This window comes from Parabacteroides sp. PF5-9, assembly GCF_029893105.1.
In the GTDB taxonomy this organism is placed as follows: Bacteria; Bacteroidota; Bacteroidia; order Bacteroidales; family Tannerellaceae; genus JARXWG01.
In genome coordinates, this window is the sequence record NZ_JARXWG010000007.1 from 18,426 (window position 1) to 35,217 (window position 16,792).

The 16,792-nt window shown below is 41.3% G+C and carries 14 protein-coding genes and 1 tRNA gene; 11 read left to right on the plus strand and 4 right to left on the minus strand.

The window, feature by feature from the left end:
- Positions 1–22 precede the first annotated feature (22 nt).
- A complete protein-coding gene (locus M2135_RS05670) occupies positions 23–184 on the plus strand; it encodes a hypothetical protein (RefSeq protein WP_280747639.1) in 162 nt (53 codons plus the stop codon).
- Positions 181–693 carry a hypothetical protein gene (locus M2135_RS05675; protein ID WP_280747640.1) on the plus strand — a complete coding sequence of 171 codons (513 nt, stop codon included), beginning with the start codon at positions 181–183 and terminating at the stop codon, positions 691–693. Before M2135_RS05670 ends, M2135_RS05675 begins: the two co-directional genes overlap by 4 nt.
- An 83-nt stretch (positions 694–776) precedes the next feature.
- On the opposite strand, the gene M2135_RS05680 is transcribed toward M2135_RS05675, so the two are convergent.
- Positions 777–858 (minus strand) — tRNA-Leu (locus M2135_RS05680).
- 103 nt (positions 859–961) lie between these two features.
- Positions 962–3,682 (minus strand): DNA gyrase/topoisomerase IV subunit A, encoded by a 2,721-nt coding sequence (locus M2135_RS05685; protein ID WP_280747641.1) that lies wholly within the window; start codon positions 3,680–3,682, stop codon positions 962–964.
- Between the two features lie 426 nt (positions 3,683–4,108).
- Between M2135_RS05685 and dcm the strand changes: the two genes are divergently transcribed.
- Positions 4,109–5,353, plus strand: a complete 1,245-nt coding sequence (dcm, locus tag M2135_RS05690) for a DNA (cytosine-5-)-methyltransferase (RefSeq protein WP_280747642.1) — start codon at positions 4,109–4,111, stop codon at positions 5,351–5,353.
- Here dcm and M2135_RS05695 read toward each other — a convergent pair.
- Together M2135_RS05695 and M2135_RS05700 are read right to left on the minus strand one after the other, a co-directional pair.
- The gene (locus M2135_RS05695) at positions 5,329–6,093 is read right to left on the minus strand and encodes an Eco47II family restriction endonuclease (protein WP_280747643.1); all 765 of its coding nucleotides are present in this window, start codon (positions 6,091–6,093) and stop codon (positions 5,329–5,331) included. The two genes, dcm and M2135_RS05695, sit on opposite strands and share 25 nt — an antisense overlap.
- Before the next feature lie 924 nt (positions 6,094–7,017).
- On the minus strand, positions 7,018–7,608 hold the full coding sequence (locus M2135_RS05700; protein WP_280747644.1) for a DUF2271 domain-containing protein: 591 nt from the start codon (positions 7,606–7,608) through the stop codon (positions 7,018–7,020).
- A gap of 193 nt (positions 7,609–7,801) precedes the next feature.
- Between M2135_RS05700 and M2135_RS05705 the strand changes: the two genes are divergently transcribed.
- The 8 genes from M2135_RS05705 to leuB all read left to right on the plus strand — a co-directional run bounded on the left by M2135_RS05705 (position 7,802) and on the right by leuB (position 16,711).
- Complete coding sequence (locus M2135_RS05705; RefSeq protein ID WP_280747645.1) at positions 7,802–8,818, plus strand: histidine kinase; 1,017 nt, start codon at positions 7,802–7,804, stop codon at positions 8,816–8,818.
- A gap of 11 nt (positions 8,819–8,829) precedes the next feature.
- Entirely contained in the window at positions 8,830–9,579 is a 750-nt protein-coding gene (locus M2135_RS05710; RefSeq protein ID WP_280747646.1) for a LytTR family DNA-binding domain-containing protein, read from the plus strand.
- A 430-nt stretch (positions 9,580–10,009) separates the two neighbouring features.
- Positions 10,010–11,506, plus strand: coding sequence for a 2-isopropylmalate synthase (locus tag M2135_RS05715; RefSeq protein ID WP_280747647.1), 1,497 nt, complete (start codon positions 10,010–10,012; stop codon positions 11,504–11,506).
- Positions 11,507–11,597: 91 nt separating this feature from the next.
- Complete coding sequence (leuC, locus tag M2135_RS05720) at positions 11,598–12,992, plus strand: 3-isopropylmalate dehydratase large subunit (RefSeq protein ID WP_280747649.1); 1,395 nt, start codon at positions 11,598–11,600, stop codon at positions 12,990–12,992.
- A gap of 41 nt (positions 12,993–13,033) precedes the next feature.
- Complete coding sequence (gene leuD, locus M2135_RS05725) at positions 13,034–13,654, plus strand: 3-isopropylmalate dehydratase small subunit (protein WP_280747650.1); 621 nt, start codon at positions 13,034–13,036, stop codon at positions 13,652–13,654.
- A 3-nt stretch (positions 13,655–13,657) separates the two neighbouring features.
- Complete coding sequence (locus tag M2135_RS05730) at positions 13,658–15,169, plus strand: alpha-isopropylmalate synthase regulatory domain-containing protein (protein WP_280747651.1); 1,512 nt, start codon at positions 13,658–13,660, stop codon at positions 15,167–15,169.
- Positions 15,170–15,171: 2 nt separating this feature from the next.
- Positions 15,172–15,621, plus strand: coding sequence for a methylglyoxal synthase (locus tag M2135_RS05735; protein WP_280747652.1), 450 nt, complete (start codon positions 15,172–15,174; stop codon positions 15,619–15,621).
- 19 nt (positions 15,622–15,640) lie between these two features.
- On the plus strand, positions 15,641–16,711 hold the full coding sequence (gene leuB, locus M2135_RS05740) for a 3-isopropylmalate dehydrogenase (protein WP_280747653.1): 1,071 nt from the start codon (positions 15,641–15,643) through the stop codon (positions 16,709–16,711).
- Positions 16,712–16,792 lie beyond the last annotated feature (81 nt).

Here is a 16,792-nt window from a genome sequence, read left to right on the forward strand (position 1 = left end):
ATCACATTAAACTTATATAGTTATGACAAACATTATTACCGTAAATGAGGTATTGAACGAAGATAACATCAGTCAATACACCGAAATTATTGATGCTACCATAGCAGATGAAAACTATGCAATCTCCGAAAAAGTGGATTTCCCATTTACCGGCTTTGCCAAAAACAAAATACTCGTATTGTGAAGGGTAACTTGCATATAAAGGGCATAAGCATAAGTAAACAGGATTGGTGTCCTTTCAACCTAATTGTTGACGGTGATTTAACAGTTGACGGCGATATTGATTGGAATGAATGGGGAAGAGGTTCTTTCCTTTTCGTAACAGGTAGCCTGACAGTTAAAAATTTGTTTATTGCCGGATGCCCCGAGTTTATTGTGTTGGGCGATCTTATTGCCGAAAACGGCATTGTGGGATCGCAGGGCGATAATGGCGGCCGCTTGATTGTAGAAGGCGATACTAATGCTGTCATTATTTACAGTACAACCTACTTTAATATGGAATTTCCGAGCCGCCCGAAAGGTAAATTGATTGCTGATAGTCGCGATTTTGACTTTGACACCGATTTAGACGAATCTGATTACAACGCAGTGGCAAAAATCATTAATCCCGTTTGTTTTACCGAAGAAGAAGGCTCTATTGATGTTGATGTATTCAAGGACTTGTTGAGAGAAGGAAAAAGCGTTTTTGCATAAAACACCACAGGTTAAGGAGAATCAAACAAACCAGTATAAAACAAAAAATCCCCCTGAACTTAATCAGGAGGATTTTAACCTTGTGCGGCTGAAGGGACTCGAACCCCCACGCCGTGAAGCACCAGATCCTAAGTCTGGCGTGGCTACCAATTACACCACAGCCGCATGGTTTGCGGGGACAAAAGTAAGTATTTTTTGTGAAATGACAAGTTTTTGATTGTTTTTTTATCGGATAAGAGTCGTAAAACTGTCTTATCCCTGGCAAATGTTATTCGTCAAACAGTTTCATCTGACCTGTAATTTCATCAATAATATCCGTATTGCTGCTTGGAGAATCTGCCTCCAACTCATCATCTGCTACGACCTGTGGATCTTCCGACTCTTGTGGAGGCGGCGGAGTACGAGTCGGCTCAAGTTCATTGATTGTTTCCACATCATAGGTCGAGAGACGTTTACCTTTGGCTTTGAAACTTTTCACTCCCACAAATTCATCCGCTTCGAGCACCAACGGTTCACGGAAGTTATCATGTCCTCCAAATACGACCTCGATACGTGGATATACCTCATCCGTAAGTAGATGAAGTCTATTCTTCGGATTTTCCCCGATGAAATTTTGTTTCTTAAGGGTGGCTTCCATTTTAAAGCGTTTCAAATAACGATATTCCTGATCGGCATCATACAGAGCGACAGTCCATATTTTGTCGGGATCATATTTCTCGATCGTCAGAATATTATCTTCATAATGATTGCTTGGATCGAAGTTAGTGGTATAGAAATCACCGTTCCGAAGGACAACCAAGATTTGATCCTGGCTCTGGAATTCACCCAATAGATCACCACGTCCATCATAATTCAACCGGAATACATCCCAGTCAAACCAGACCTGGCGTCCGCCCAACGTTGAGGAACCTTTCTGTTTAAGTATGATTTTATGTATTTCGGCCTTGGTCAGGATATTACCCATCGAGTTCCGTCCTTTTATAGCGATCTCACTAAAGTCTTTTTCAAAGACAAGCAAACGCTGCCTTGGTTTGGGTTTCAGAACCACTTTAATGGTTTCTGCTTCCCCGTTGGGATTCACAGAGAAATATTGAATACGCGAACCGGCAATTCCTTTGGTCATATCGTATTCCTTATCGCGCGTAATTCCCGTCACCGCAAAACGTTTGATATAACTGTTTCCTGCTTTTCCGTCCCGGTATACCACATTGTAAATTGTCCGGGTATCATTGCGTTTAAAGACATTGACATATACCACATCTTTTCCGACAAACATTTTGTCCGGAACTCGAACAATCTTGTATGCTCCCGTGCGATAGATCAGAATAATATCATCCATATCGGAACAGTTACAAACAAACTCGTCCTTCTTCAAACTCATTCCGATAAATCCTTCCGTTCGATTGATATACAGTTTTTCATTTGCCTCAACCACTTTAGCTGCTTCAATCGTATCGAAATTGCGGATCTCTGTCATTCGCGGATAATCCTTTCCATACTTCTCTTTCAACATCTTAAACCAGTCGATCGTATAGTCTACGATATGAGCCAAATGATTATCAATCTGCTTGATATGTTCAAGGATAGCCGCAATATTTTCTTCGTTCTTTTTGGCATTAAAACGCAGGATACGCGCCATCTTTATCTCCATCAGGCGCAAGATATCATCCCGTGTAACTTCCCGGATCAATTTGGGTTTAAATGGAGTCAGACGTTCATCCACATGTGCAATCGCCTTGTCCATGTTTGCGGCATTTTCAAATGCTGCATCCTTATAGATTCTTTCTTCGATAAAGATCTGTTCGAGCGAGGCAAAGAAGAGTGTCTCTTCCTGCTCCTGTTTCTCTATCTCGAGTTCTGTCCGTAATAAATGAAGGGTGTTATCTGCCGAATTACGCAATACATCGCTGACAGTCAGGAAGTGAGGTTTATTCTCCTGAATAACACAGCAGTTCGGTGAGATACTGATCTCACAATCCGTAAAGGCGTATAATGCATCGATTGTTTTATCCGAAGAGACTCCCGGAGCCAGATGTACAAGTATCTCCACATTCAGCGCCGTATTATCATCGACCTTCTTTATTTTAATCTTGTTCTTTTCATTGGCTTTCAGGATAGAGTCGATCACGGAAGTTGTCGTTCTCCCGTAAGGGATTTCGGAAATCACCAACGTTTTATTATCCAGTTTGTTGATTTTTGCCCGTACTTTGACCGAGCCACCTCGTTCTCCGTCGTTGTATTTGCCCACATCCACATATCCTCCTGTCTGGAAATCGGGATATAATGTAAACTCCTCTTCACGCAGATAAGCGATAGAAGCATCCAATAGTTCATTGAAATTATGGGGCAGAATCTTGGATGAAAGTCCGACAGCAATACCTTCGACTCCTTGTGCCAACAACAAAGGGAATTTTACAGGCAGAGTGATCGGCTCTTTATTACGACCGTCGTATGAACTTTGCCAGGTTGTCGTTTTCGGATTAAACACCGTTTCCAAAGCAAATTTAGAAAGTCTGGCCTCGATATAACGTGGCGCAGCCGCCCCGTCACCCGTCAGGATATTTCCCCAGTTCCCTTGACAATCGATCAACAGATCTTTTTGTCCCAGTTGCACCAGGGCATCACCGATAGATGCGTCTCCATGGGGATGAAATTGCATGGTATGTCCTACAATATTGGCAACCTTATTATAACGCCCGTCATCCAAGCGTTTCATAGAATGTAGGATACGTCGCTGAACCGGTTTCAGTCCGTCACCGATATGCGGAACAGCACGTTCCAGAATAACGTATGAAGCATAATCAAGAAACCAGTTTTGATACATCCCCGAAAGGTGATGCGTCACCCTTGAAGGTGATTTTTCCGCTATCTTCTGGTCGGCAGGTATGATTTCTTCCGAAGAAAGTGTTTCTTCCTCCTCTGAATGGTTCTTTCCTGTGTTGTTTTCTTCTTCCTGATTTTTATTCTCCTCTAAATCTTCCGGTCTCATATCTATCCTTTACTTTCTACGATCAATGGATTGTACGGCAAATGCTAATCCGCTGTAAATATAACAAATTCTGATGAAAATCCGGTATGGTCGGCATCGGGCAAAAAAGAGGTGTTGTTCAAAAGAAGTTAATAGTCAGTAATTTATTTGTATCCGACAAGTGAAATTATATCGTCTAAAATTATGTCGGATATAAAAAACTCCTTTATTAATGCACTCCAATTGCAACCACACAAAATACACATTTATAGAATAAATCAAAGTAGACAATATACAGGCAGCAAACAGGCTTAAAATTATAGATTAACATTTACGATATACCAACTAAGTCTTCACTTTTTTACTCTTTTTCGCTATTATCGCTTTGCTTAATAAAAAAAATCGCCCTATATTTGTAACCAATGTATAATGTTATATAATTGGGTTATGAGCGAATATTTATCACTCTCAGAGACAGCGAAATTACTTGGAAAAAATAAAGAGACACTCCGCAGATGGGATCGAGAAGGTAAGTTAACCGCAGTTCGTGAGCCTATAAGCAATTATCGCGTCTATCGCAAATCTGACGTGGAAAATTTATTTGCTAACTTTTTTCAAAAAGATGGTATAGAAGAAGATACGACTAATTTTGTTGAGCCTCAAAAAGACTATCATGTTTTAGAATTATTTGCCGGAGCCGGAGGATTAGCAGTCGGATTAGAGAAAGCAGGCTTAAAATGTGTGGCGTTGAATGAGATAGACAAATTTGCCTGCCAAACACTCCGAAAAAACAGACCCCATTGGACTGTTTTAGAGGGAGATATTAAAGACTTTGACTTCACAACATATCAAAATAAAGTTGACATTGTCACAGGAGGCTTCCCTTGTCAAGCATTTAGCTATGCGGGAAAAAAACTTGGACTTTCAGATGCTAGAGGAACACTTTTCTATGAATTTGCGCGAGTAGTAAAAGAGGTTAATCCTCCTATTTGTATTGGGGAAAATGTAAGAGGTTTACTTAGTCATGATAATGGAAAGACCTTGCAAGGCATGATTTCCATCCTTGATGAAATTGGTTACAACGTCATCCCTGTACAAGTCCTTAGAGCTATTGATTACAAAGTACCTCAAAAACGAGAGCGCTTAATTTTGGTTGGTATTCGAAAAGAGATTACAGCAGTTAAATATGAGTATCCAAAACCATACAAGAGAATATACAACTTAAGTGACGCTCTTAAAAAAGGAGATTTATATGATTGCGATGTTCCCAAGTCTGACGGTGCAAAATATCCCAAACATAAAAAAGAGGTTTTAGATTTAGTACCACCCAAAGGATATTGGCGTGATCTGCCACCGGATATTCAAAAAGCGTTTTTAGGAGGTAGTTACTATCTGGGAGGAGGAAAAACAGGAATGGCACGCCGAATAGGCTGGGATGAGCCTTGCCTCACATTGACTTGTAGCCCAGCACAAAAACAGACCGAACGATGTCATCCGGATGAAACTCGTCCATTTACAGTTCGGGAATACGCCAGAATACAAACGTTTCCTGATGACTGGTTTTTTGCTGGTTCTATGGCTCAACAATATAAACAGATCGGAAATGCTGTTCCCGTTAATTTAGGAAAGGAACTTGGGTATTCGATTATAAAGTTTTTAAATGAATACTACAATTTTTCAAAATCCCAATAATAGCAATAATTCTCAAACGTAATTTGATCAAGTATAGTCCGTTTGGTTTTGTTTGTTTCAGTCGTAATTTCTTCCAAGGCTGAATTTTCTTTTTCAATTTGCTTGGATTTCGTAGATTTCATGTAATCTGCAATGGCATTAGGTAATGCTTTGTACAGTTGAAAAAAAGCATTTTCCTGCCCTGACAATAATGAATAAAATTGATCCCCTGATATTTTATAAACCCGACTATGGCTATATTCTTTCCCGTTAATTTCACCTCGCCAAAGTTCATTAAAACTCCCTTTTGCTAATATTTGAACCCAATAACATTTTGCTTTTTTATAGTCATCGGCATATCTTGCCAATTTTTGAAACAAGGCTTCTGCAGAACTGCTATTCATGGTATTGTGCTTATTTTTTATATCCGCAAAAAGCGTATTATCGACAGCTTTAATGTCAAAACCGCTTAAATTGCCTATCTCAAATCCGCTTATCCCCCCTAAAACTTGTTCGTGAAACGTACCAATAGAGTTATTGATAGACTTATCTATCTGTCGCAAAATTTCTGACTGAATCAACGCCTCTTCTGATATTCCATTAAACATGGCATCGAAAGTGAGTTTAATCGTATCAATTTTATTTTTATAGAACGTCTTTTTTGAAATATTATTTTTAGCTTTCAAATAAGATGTGTGAAGATTTTCGATACAATTTAATAGATGTTCATCTGTGACGAAATTTACATATTTATGATCCATACCACTTCTGTTTTTTAGCACAATACAAACCGTATTTATTTCATTATCAAACAAATATCATCATTTAAAACAAATAGAATTTTACGTTTTTAAGATTGTAATGCTTATTCCCTCCAAAAAGATTTTTCTCCAAAAATAGGAAATATTTGCAAACCAGCCACATTCACAGTTCAATACACCTGTTTTCATCTATTTTATCAGTCTAAATTTCCACATATTCAACACCTTCGGCGTTGAGTCGATAAGATACGTTCTGTATCCCCCTGTGGCTCATTTTTTCTTAAAAACTCACATTATTTTAATAGCCATTGGAATATTAAAGACTCAAGTCAAAATATCATTTAGTCATAAAAATCAACAATAATAGAACATTTTGTCGCACTTTAGTCGCTTTAAGAAAACAAACAAATCCTCATTTTCACAAATCTAAGACTAAAAACACGATTATTCCTGCCTTTTTTGGAACCAAACAGCCACTTTTTCTCTTTTTTTCTGCATCACATTTTCATTTTATTGTGATGATGTTCATCAATCATTGTGATCATTTTATAAATTCCCCAGAAGACTCTTTCGAATCATGCTGATGATTTTCGGAAGTGGAAAAAAAGGGATAGAAAGTCTGCTGTTTTTACATTTATTCACTTCTCATTGCTTCAAAAATCCGGCACAAAACAGAATAACCATTTGTTACGCTAACGGGCTATGATGTGACAACTCTGCGAAAATCATCTATATGATTTACAATGAATGGTTCATCAGGTAATCGTTTTTCGATAAAAAAAGACGTTCTGTTTTTATTAAACGTCGTCAGAAGGCGATATTTGCGAACACGCCCCACCCCAACCACAAATAAGGCTCTGACAAAGGAGTTTAATTGACATTTTGATAGTTTACTCAAAATGTCAATTCACCCCCTGCACCCCTCTATTTAGGCATATAAGTCGCCTTTACATCCGTCAGCATATCCCGGTTATCCATCGCCTCTGCAAATAACTCTGTTGTAACAGGTATGGACTCTTGTTTTTCTGCACCTACTTTTACTGATCCGCTAAAAACAACCCTGTTGGGGCCAAACAATGTCGCTTCCACGAAAAATCTGTAGTTCCCATTCGAAACGACCTCGCCATTATTGTTCGTTCCATCCCAGGTGTAAGTTTGCAATCCACTGACAGGGGTTGCTCCCGTAAAAGCATCCAACTGGCTTTCTGTCAATTGGGCAGGGCTCGCCTTTTTCACCCATGTCGGCACCACCGGACGGGTAGCATGCCCGCCTTTTCCCGTAAAATTAGTCACATACACATTTTTCACCACATTGCCCTGCGCATCTTCAATCCATATAGCATATTGATTGGAGCCTTTTCCGTCATTCCTCGCATAATTGAACGAGATAGATAACGTTCCCGGAGCATTCGCCATATCTGCGCTCCGTTCATTTTCATTCACTTCAGCTGTAACCGATACCATCGGGATACCGGCAAAAAGGAGAAAAATCACACTAAATAACTTGATATTCATAACCTCATTTTTTAATTAGACTCAATTTTCATTTATTTCAGAAACAAATTTGACTTTTAATCGTTTACTTTCGGTCGTTTTTAGCATCAAAGCGAAAAATCCGATCATGATTGTGAAAAACAGCGCCATGAACGCTTTTCCTTTTTTCTAAATAATCAACAGATCTGAAGTATATTTGCCTAAAAGAAAAAAGATGAAACGATTCGATCAACTGGAGTCCAGTAAAAACCTGATCCTGATGAGTATGATATTGGGGTTGTTTATTGTCTACCCGAATATCAACAATACGTATCGCAACCTGACTTCTGAAACTCCGAATGCAGCACCTGTCGCTTTCCTGCTTTTTCAACTATTCAGATACCTGTTCTTCTGTATATTGACTTTTATTTTACTCAAAGTTAATATACAGAAAATTAAAACGACAAAACTGTCCGAACGTTTCCTGTACACATTACTGATCCCCATTATTGCATATGGGGTCTATCTGGGAGTATCTTTTGTCTTACAATCGCAAAGCGACTGTTTTACCGGCATCCTCTTGTTTCAGTTTGTGGTCACATGGTTGATCTGCTGTTTTATCGGGCATACGGTGGCACTATACTCCGAACGAAGAGCATACGAAAAGAAAATCGAGTCGCTAAAAATGGAAAGCTTACAAAGCCGTTGCGATGCACTAACCAACCAGATTAACCCCCACTTCTTTTTTAACTCTTTGAGTGGCTTAACTTCACTTATCCGGAAAGATCTAAAAGAAGACTCGTTGCATTATATCGACAAATTATCTGAGGTTTTCCGCTATATCCTGTTGAGTGATAAAAAGGGGTTGGTCACCTTAGAAGAAGAACTTCAGTTTCTCCAATCATTCGGCTACATGCTGGAAGTTCGCTTTGCCGACAAACTACTATTCAACATAGAAATCGAGCAGTCGACCTTGAGTCTGAAATTACCGGTATTATCTTTACTCCCTATTATAGAAAATGTGGTGGTTCACAACGCGATCGATAGTGATAGCCAAATGGAAATAACGATTACGACTAACGACAAACAGGAGTTGAAGATCTCAAACCCTGTTTATCCCAAACTGGATGAACCTGAGACCAACGGCACAGGACTCGCCAATATCAATAAACGATTCCAACTGATGCTCGAAAAAGAGATTCGAATTGAAAATGATGGTCATTCTTTTACCGTTATTTTGCCGTTAAAATAAAACAGAGTAAGATGAAAATACTGATCGTCGAAGATGAAACAGCTACTTATGATGCGATTGTTGATATTCTGAAAAATATCGATCGTTCGATTAAAGTCGTAGGAAATACCGAAAGTGTAAAACAGACGGTCAACTGGCTGATGAATAACCCTAATCCCGACCTTATTCTGATGGATATTCACCTTTCCGACGGGTCGGCATTCAATATCTTTCACGCCATAACCGTTGATACCCCCATCGTTTTTATAACCGCATACGATCAATATGCCATCGACGCTTTCAAAGTCAACAGTATCGACTATATATTGAAACCGGTTAACCACGCCAAAATGTTGTTTGCCATAGAGAAATTCCAAAAACTGAATCAACCCGACCGAACAACTTATATTTCACAAGTATCACAGCTTGTCCCGTCCGGAAAGTATATAGAGAGAGTTCTTTTGCCTATCAACGACAGACTAATCCCGATATCACTCGCTGATATATCATTTTTCTATACCACCGGAAGAAACACACAATTGTTTCTGAAAGAGGGCAAACAATATCCTTATAGCAAAACATTGGATGCTATTATCCAGACAGTTGATCCTACTAAATTTTTCAGAGCAAACAAACAGTTCGTTATTGCCAAAGAAAGCATTACGAATATTACGATATGGTTCGACAACCGCCTGTTAATCACAATGGATATCGATACTCCCGAGCGAATCTATATCAGCAAAAAGAAAGCGGCCGAATTTAAACAGTGGATGGTCTCCTGAAATCAAGCCATTTTGAGGGTTAAGAGTTCCTTTTATTGTAACACAAATAACAAATCATCACATAACGAGCCACTAAAATTACAATTCAAAACAAACAGTCTGCAAAAAACATCGTTTTATATTTTGTATATTCAAAAAAGGATGTATCTTTGCAACGTCATAAAGATAAAAAGATGAAATTAAATAGCACAAACAGCATTATTATTCTTATTTCTATTATTCTACTCTGGGAACGGGATAGGAAGTGAGAAGACTGTGTGCTTATGAAAGCAAAAAATAAAGTAGAAGCCTCTCTCACTTCCGGTGAGAGAGGCTTTTTTCATTATAGACCTCTCCCCCAGCCCCTCTCCACAAGAGAGGGAGAAAGACAAAAGACAAGGAGAGAGAGATGTAATTAATAATTAATCACTAATAATTAACCATTAAAAAGATGGACAGATTATTTATTTTCGACACCACATTACGCGATGGTGAACAGGTTCCGGGATGCCAGTTGAATACAGTGGAAAAAATTCAGGTAGCCAAAGCGTTAGAAATGTTAGGCGTAGATGTGATCGAAGCTGGTTTTCCGGTATCCAGTCCGGGAGACTTTCATAGTGTAGTTGAAATATCAAAAGCAGTCACATGGCCAACCATTTGTGCCCTCACCCGCGCTGTAGAAAAAGACATTGAAGTGGCGGCCGATGCACTCAAATACGCTAAAAAAGGACGTATACATACCGGAATAGGCACTTCGGATTATCATATTCGTCACAAATTCAATTCCAACCAGGATGAAATTCTGGAACGTGCTATTGCTGCGACGAAATATGCCAAAAAGTATGTGGAAGATGTCGAATTCTATTGCGAGGACGCCGGACGAACCGACAATGCTTACCTGGCACGAGTCGTTGAGTCTGTGATCAAAGCCGGAGCAACCGTGGTGAATATTCCGGATACGACTGGTTACTGCCTTCCCGACGAATACGGTGCAAAAATAAAATACCTGATGGAACATGTCGACGGTATTCACAAAGCAATTATCTCCACACATTGCCATAATGATCTGGGCATGGCAACTGCCAATACTGTACAAGGCGTATTGAACGGAGCGCGCCAGGTAGAAGTCACCATCAACGGGATCGGCGAACGAGCCGGAAATACGTCGTTGGAAGAGATCGCCATGATCTTTAAGAGCCATAAAGAAAGAAGTATCGCGACAAATATCAATACAACAAAAATCTATGGAACCAGTCGTCTGGTATCCAGCCTGATGAATATGCCGATACAACCCAATAAAGCCATTGTCGGTCGCAATGCTTTTGCACACTCTTCAGGTATTCATCAGGACGGTGTATTGAAAAATCGTGAAAGCTATGAAATCATAGACCCTAAAGATGTCGGAATAGACGAAAGTGCAATCCTATTGACCGCACGTAGCGGACGGGCTGCATTGAAACATCGCTTATGTGTTTTGGGCGTCGACCTCGATCAGGATAAATTAGACAAAGTTTATCAGGAATTTCTGAAATTGGCCGACCGTAAAAAAGACATCAACGACGATGATGTATTAATGTTGGTCGGTAAAGATCGGACGGAAACACATCGGATCAAACTCGAACATCTTCAGGTGACAAGTGGAGTCGGTGTTCAGTCGGTAGCTAGTGTTTGCCTGAATCTTTCCGGAGTTAAACGCTTTGAAGCGGCTGCCGGAAACGGTCCGGTTGATGCCGGAATCAAAGCGGTAAAAAAAGCGATCAACAACGACGATATGACTATTCAGGAGTTCTTGATCCAAGCGATAAACAAGGGGAGCGATGATACTGGTAAAGTGCATATGCAAGTTGCGTATCAAGGGAATATGTATTACGGTTTCTCGGCCAACACCGATATCATAGCCGCTTCCGTCGAAGCGTTTATTGATGCGATCAACAAATTCATTATCTAATGATTAATCATCTCAGTTATCACTGATAATTTAAGCAGAGATAATGACGTTTAATAATTTATAATTAACAATCTATAATTCATAATTAAATATGAAGACTTTATTCGAAAAAATATGGGACAATCATGTTGTAGACACGCTATCAGACGGAACAATACAGTTGTATATCGACCGTTTGTATTGCCACGAGGTAACGAGTCCACAGGCTTTTGCAGGACTACGTGAACGTGGTTTAACTCCTTTCCGCCCACAGCAGGTAACCTGTATTCCCGATCATAATATCCCGACCCTCAATCAGGATCAACCTATCGAAGACCCTGTTTCTAAAAATCAGGTAGATACACTGGAAAAAAACGCTAAAGACTTTGGTCTGGCTTATTATGGGTTACAACATCCGAAAAACGGTATTATCCATGTTGTAGGACCCGAAACCGGACTGACTCAACCGGGAATGACCATTGTTTGTGGTGACTCGCACACCTCTACGCACGGTGCAATGGGAGCCATCGCTTTCGGTATCGGAACCAGTGAAGTCGAAATGACGCTGGCAACCCAATGCATTATGCAACGGAAGCCCAAAACCATGCGCATCACCATAGATGGCCAACTAAAAAAAGGGGTTACCGCTAAAGATGTTGCACTATATATCATCAGCCAGATGACAACCGGCGGAGCTACGGGTTATTTCGTTGAATATGCCGGTGAAGTTATTCGTAATGCAACAATGGAGGAGCGTCTGACAATCTGCAACCTCTCCATAGAGATGGGAGCTCGCGGAGGGATGATTGCTCCTGATCAAACCACATTCGATTATCTGAAAGATCGTGAATTTGCACCAAAAGGAGAGCTATGGGAAAAGAAATTAACCGAATGGCGTACACTTTACTCTGATCCAGGTGCCAAATTCGACAAAGAGATCCGATTTAACGCTGAAAATATTGAACCGATGATCACTTACGGAACAAACCCCGGCATGGGCATGGGCATCAACGAAGCTATCCCTGCATTGGAACAAATGGATGAAATTGGGCAAATCTCTTATCAGAAGTCATTAGACTACATGGGATTCACTGCGGGTGAACCGATTAGAGGAAAACAGATCGATTATGTTTTTCTGGGTAGTTGCACGAATGGTCGAATCGAAGACTTCCGCGCCTTTGCCTCACTTGTAAAAGGAAAGAAAAAAGCTGCTCATGTCACAGCTTGGTTAGTTCCCGGAAGCTGGTTGGTAGAAAAACAGATTAAAGCCGAAGGTATCGACAAAATACTCATTGAAGCGGGCTTCGAACTTCGTCAACCTGGTTGTTCTGCCTGCCTGGCGATGAACGAGGACAAAATACCTGCCGGAAAATATGCTGTATCCACTTCGAACCGCAACTTTGAAGGACGTCAGGGACCTGGAGCTCGTACCATACTGGCTGGTCCATTAGTCGCTGCTGCTGCTGCTGTTACCGGAAAAATAACAGACCCAAGGGAGTTTATGTAAACTCGAATTGAAAATAAAAACAATATAAGACGACATATATAATGAAAGAAAAAATAACAGTCATTACCTCCACATTTGTACCTATTCCGTTGGAAAATGTGGATACCGATCAGATCATCCCGGCTCGTTTCCTGAAAGCGACAACAAAAGAAGGTTTCGGAGATAACCTCTTCTACGACTGGCGTTACGACAAAGAAGGAAAACCTATTCCTGATTTTGTTCTTAACCAGGGAATCTTTAAAGGTACTATCCTGGTTGCCGGAAAAAATTTTGGTAGCGGAAGTAGTCGTGAACACGCTGCTTGGGCGATCGGTGGATATGGGTTCAGAGTCGTAGTCAGCAGTTTCTTTGCCGATATCTTTAAAAATAATGCCATGAACAACGGTATACTCCCGGTTGTGGTCAGTCCTGAATTTCTGGAGGGTATAATCGAGTCATGCATAACTCCTCAGGCATCATTAACTGTCGATCTTCCCAATCAAACGATTACCAATAATAGGACAAGACAAAGCGAACATTTCGAGATCAATGCCTATAAAAAAGAGTGTCTGATCAACGGTCTCGATGACATCGACTATCTACTGGCCAACAAAGCCAAAATCGAAGCCTACGAGCAAAATATAAACTCTACTCGAATGGCCAATTGTCCATTTAAACGATAGTTTATGATAGAAATAATGGATACCACCCTACGCGACGGGGAACAAACAACAGGAGTAGCCTTTTCTGCCCATGAAAAGCTAAGTATTGTTCAGATGCTCATTGCCGAGTTAAACGTCAACCGCCTCGAGATCGCATCTGCCCGGGTATCGGATGGTGAGCTGGAAGCTGTCAGAAAAATTGCCGAATGGGCTAAACGTACCGGTAATCTCGACAAACTCGAAGTACTTGGGTTTGTCGATGGCGAACAGTCACTCAACTGGATCGAATCGACAGGTTGCAGAGTGATTAATTTACTCTGCAAAGGCTCATACAAACATGTGACCGAACAATTAAGGCGAACACCCGAACAACATATTGAAGATATTCGCCAAGTGGTTACTATAGCCACTCAAAAAGGGATCGACGTCAACCTCTATCTCGAAGATTGGTCAAACGGAATGAAAAACTCACCCGAATACGTCTTTCAGTTTATCAACGGCCTGAAAGACCTTCCCGTGAAACGCTTCATGCTACCCGATACACTCGGTATACTCAACCCGGAAAGTACCTACGACTATTGCAGCAAAATGGTCAATCATTATCCCGATCTTTGGTTTGATTTCCATGCACATAACGACTATGACCTGGCCGTAGGAAACATTTATGGTGCTGTTCGTGCCGGAGTCAAAGGAATACACACCACCGTGAACGGTTTGGGCGAACGTGCCGGGAATGCACCTCTAAGTAGTGTGCTGGCCGTTATAAAAGACCAACTCGGCAAAGAAACAACATTAAAAGAAGAGAAGATCAATAAAATAAGCCGGTTGGTGGAAACCTATTCTGCGATCCATATCGCTCCCAACAGGCCGATTGTGGGAGAATACGTATTCACTCAATGCGCCGGAGTACATGCCGACGGTGATAATAAAAACTGTCTCTATTATAACGACCTGCTTCCCGAACGCTTCGGACGTATCCGCGAATATGCTTTAGGCAAACTATCCGGAAAAGCAAATATCCGCAAAAACCTCGAAACACTCGGAATCGATATGGACGAAAAATCCATGAAGAAAGTCACCGAGCGCATCATCGAACTGGGTGATAAAAAAGAGATGGTCACACAAGAAGATCTTCCGTATATCATTAGCGACGTACTTAACCAGTCTACAATAGAAGATGAAAAGATCAGAATCCTCAATTATTCCTTATCTTTGGCTCAAGGTTTAAAACCGGTAGCAACGTTAAAGATAGAGATCAATGGCCAGGCATACGAACAATCAGCTTCAGGTGATGGTCAATACGATGCTTTTGTACGTGCCGTGCGAAAAATATATACCGACCTGGGACGCCCGTTCCCTATGTTGACAAACTACTCGGTATCTATTCCTCCGGGCGGACGAACAGATGCCTTTGTACAAACCATCATCAGCTGGAACTATGCAGGCGTCGATTTTAAAACCCGCGGTCTCGATGTTGACCAGACAGAGTCAGCCATCAAAGCAACACTTAAAATGCTTAACAAAATAGAACAATAAGTATGAAACAATTAAAAATTGCGCTTGTAGCGCACGATAAACGTAAAGTTGATATGGTAGAATGGGCCATACATAATGCCGATTTTCTATCATCACAACACCTGGTTTGTACCGGAACGACAGGAGGACTGATTTATGATGCATTTATGGAAAAAGGAATTGATGTCGATATGACACGCATGCATTCAGGGCCGTTAGGTGGTGATGCCGAAATCGCAGCCATGGTCGTCCGCAAGGAGATCGATCTCGCTATATTCCTGATTGACGACCTCAACCCGCAGCCCCACGAAGCCGACATCCAGATGTTGCTCCGCCAGTGCCGGGTGCATAACGTCCCTATTGCCTGCAACCGCTACAGTGCCGATCTGATGATCACCAGTTCATTATGGGACGACTCCTCCTATGTCCCTATGGAACCTAAATACGTCCATTATAATAGAAATAATGATTAATTATTAAACATTCATAAACGTGAAGCTAAATATCGCAGTCCTCGCCGGTGATGGTATCGGTCCTGAAATAGTCGAACAAGGCATGAAAGCCGTCAAAGCTGTATGCCACAAGTTCGGACATGAGTTAAATTACCAGGAAGCCCTCGTTGGAGCCACCGCTATCGACGCCACAGGCAACCCCTATCCGGATGAGACCCACGCCCTCTGCATGCAGAGCGACGCCGTTTACTTCGGAGCGATCGGATCGCCCAAATACGACAACGATCCTTCGGCCAAAGTACGTCCCGAACAAGGCCTCCTCGCCATGCGTAAGAAACTCGGACTATATGCTAATATTCGTCCTGTCACGACCTTCCCTTCATTGATCCATAAATCGCCCCTCCGAGCCGACCTGGTAGAAGGAGCCGATTTTATGTGTATCCGTGAACTAACAGGCGGAATGTATTTCGGACGCCCTCAGGGCAGAAGCGAAGACGGAGACACCGCCTATGACACCTGTATCTACACCCGCGAAGAGATCGAACGAATCGTGCGTCTCTCCTATCAATATGCACAGAAAAGACGCAAGAAACTCACCGTTGTCGATAAAGCAAATGTATTAGCGACATCTCGTTTATGGCGTCAGGTCACACAAGAAATTGAAAAAGAGTACCCGGAGGTAGAAACCGAATACATGTTTGTCGACAACGCCGCCATGCGCATCATACAATGGCCTAAAAGTTTCGACGTAATGGTCACCGAAAATATGTTTGGTGATATCCTTACCGATGAAGCCTCAGTCATCACCGGTTCTTTAGGCATGCTCCCTTCGGCATCTATCGGAATCCATACCTCCGTATTCGAACCCATCCATGGTTCCTATCCGCAAGCTGCAGGGAAAAATATCGCCAACCCGCTGGCGACCATTCTAAGTGCAGCTTTAATGTTCGAATATGCTTTCAATCTTATGGAAGAGGGAGCACTTATTCGCAAAGCCGTAGACGCTTCGATGGAAGCACTTATCGTCACCGAAGACATCGCACAAGGAGGAAAAGCCTATAATACCAGTGACGTAGGCGACTGGATTGCTCAATATATCGAAAGGAATTAATAATACAATTCGAAGTTAATCGTTCTTTCGATCGAATAAAATTCTGCAAATGGAAGAAAATGGGGAGATTCCCCTCCCCGC

Coding starts and splice junctions, on each gene's coding strand:
- M2135_RS05670 (WP_280747639.1), top strand. CDS start 23: ATGACAAACATTATTACCGTAAATGAGGTATTGAACGAAGATAACATC.
- M2135_RS05685 (WP_280747641.1), bottom strand. CDS start 3,682: ATGAGACCGGAAGATTTAGAGGAGAATAAAAATCAGGAAGAAGAAAAC.
- dcm (WP_280747642.1), top strand. CDS start 4,109: ATGAGCGAATATTTATCACTCTCAGAGACAGCGAAATTACTTGGAAAA.
- M2135_RS05695 (WP_280747643.1), bottom strand. CDS start 6,093: ATGGATCATAAATATGTAAATTTCGTCACAGATGAACATCTATTAAAT.
- M2135_RS05700 (WP_280747644.1), bottom strand. CDS start 7,608: ATGAATATCAAGTTATTTAGTGTGATTTTTCTCCTTTTTGCCGGTATC.
- M2135_RS05705 (WP_280747645.1), top strand. CDS start 7,802: ATGAAACGATTCGATCAACTGGAGTCCAGTAAAAACCTGATCCTGATG.
- M2135_RS05710 (WP_280747646.1), top strand. CDS start 8,830: ATGAAAATACTGATCGTCGAAGATGAAACAGCTACTTATGATGCGATT.
- M2135_RS05715 (WP_280747647.1), top strand. CDS start 10,010: ATGGACAGATTATTTATTTTCGACACCACATTACGCGATGGTGAACAG.
- leuC (WP_280747649.1), top strand. CDS start 11,598: ATGAAGACTTTATTCGAAAAAATATGGGACAATCATGTTGTAGACACG.
- leuD (WP_280747650.1), top strand. CDS start 13,034: ATGAAAGAAAAAATAACAGTCATTACCTCCACATTTGTACCTATTCCG.
- M2135_RS05730 (WP_280747651.1), top strand. CDS start 13,658: ATGATAGAAATAATGGATACCACCCTACGCGACGGGGAACAAACAACA.
- M2135_RS05735 (WP_280747652.1), top strand. CDS start 15,172: ATGAAACAATTAAAAATTGCGCTTGTAGCGCACGATAAACGTAAAGTT.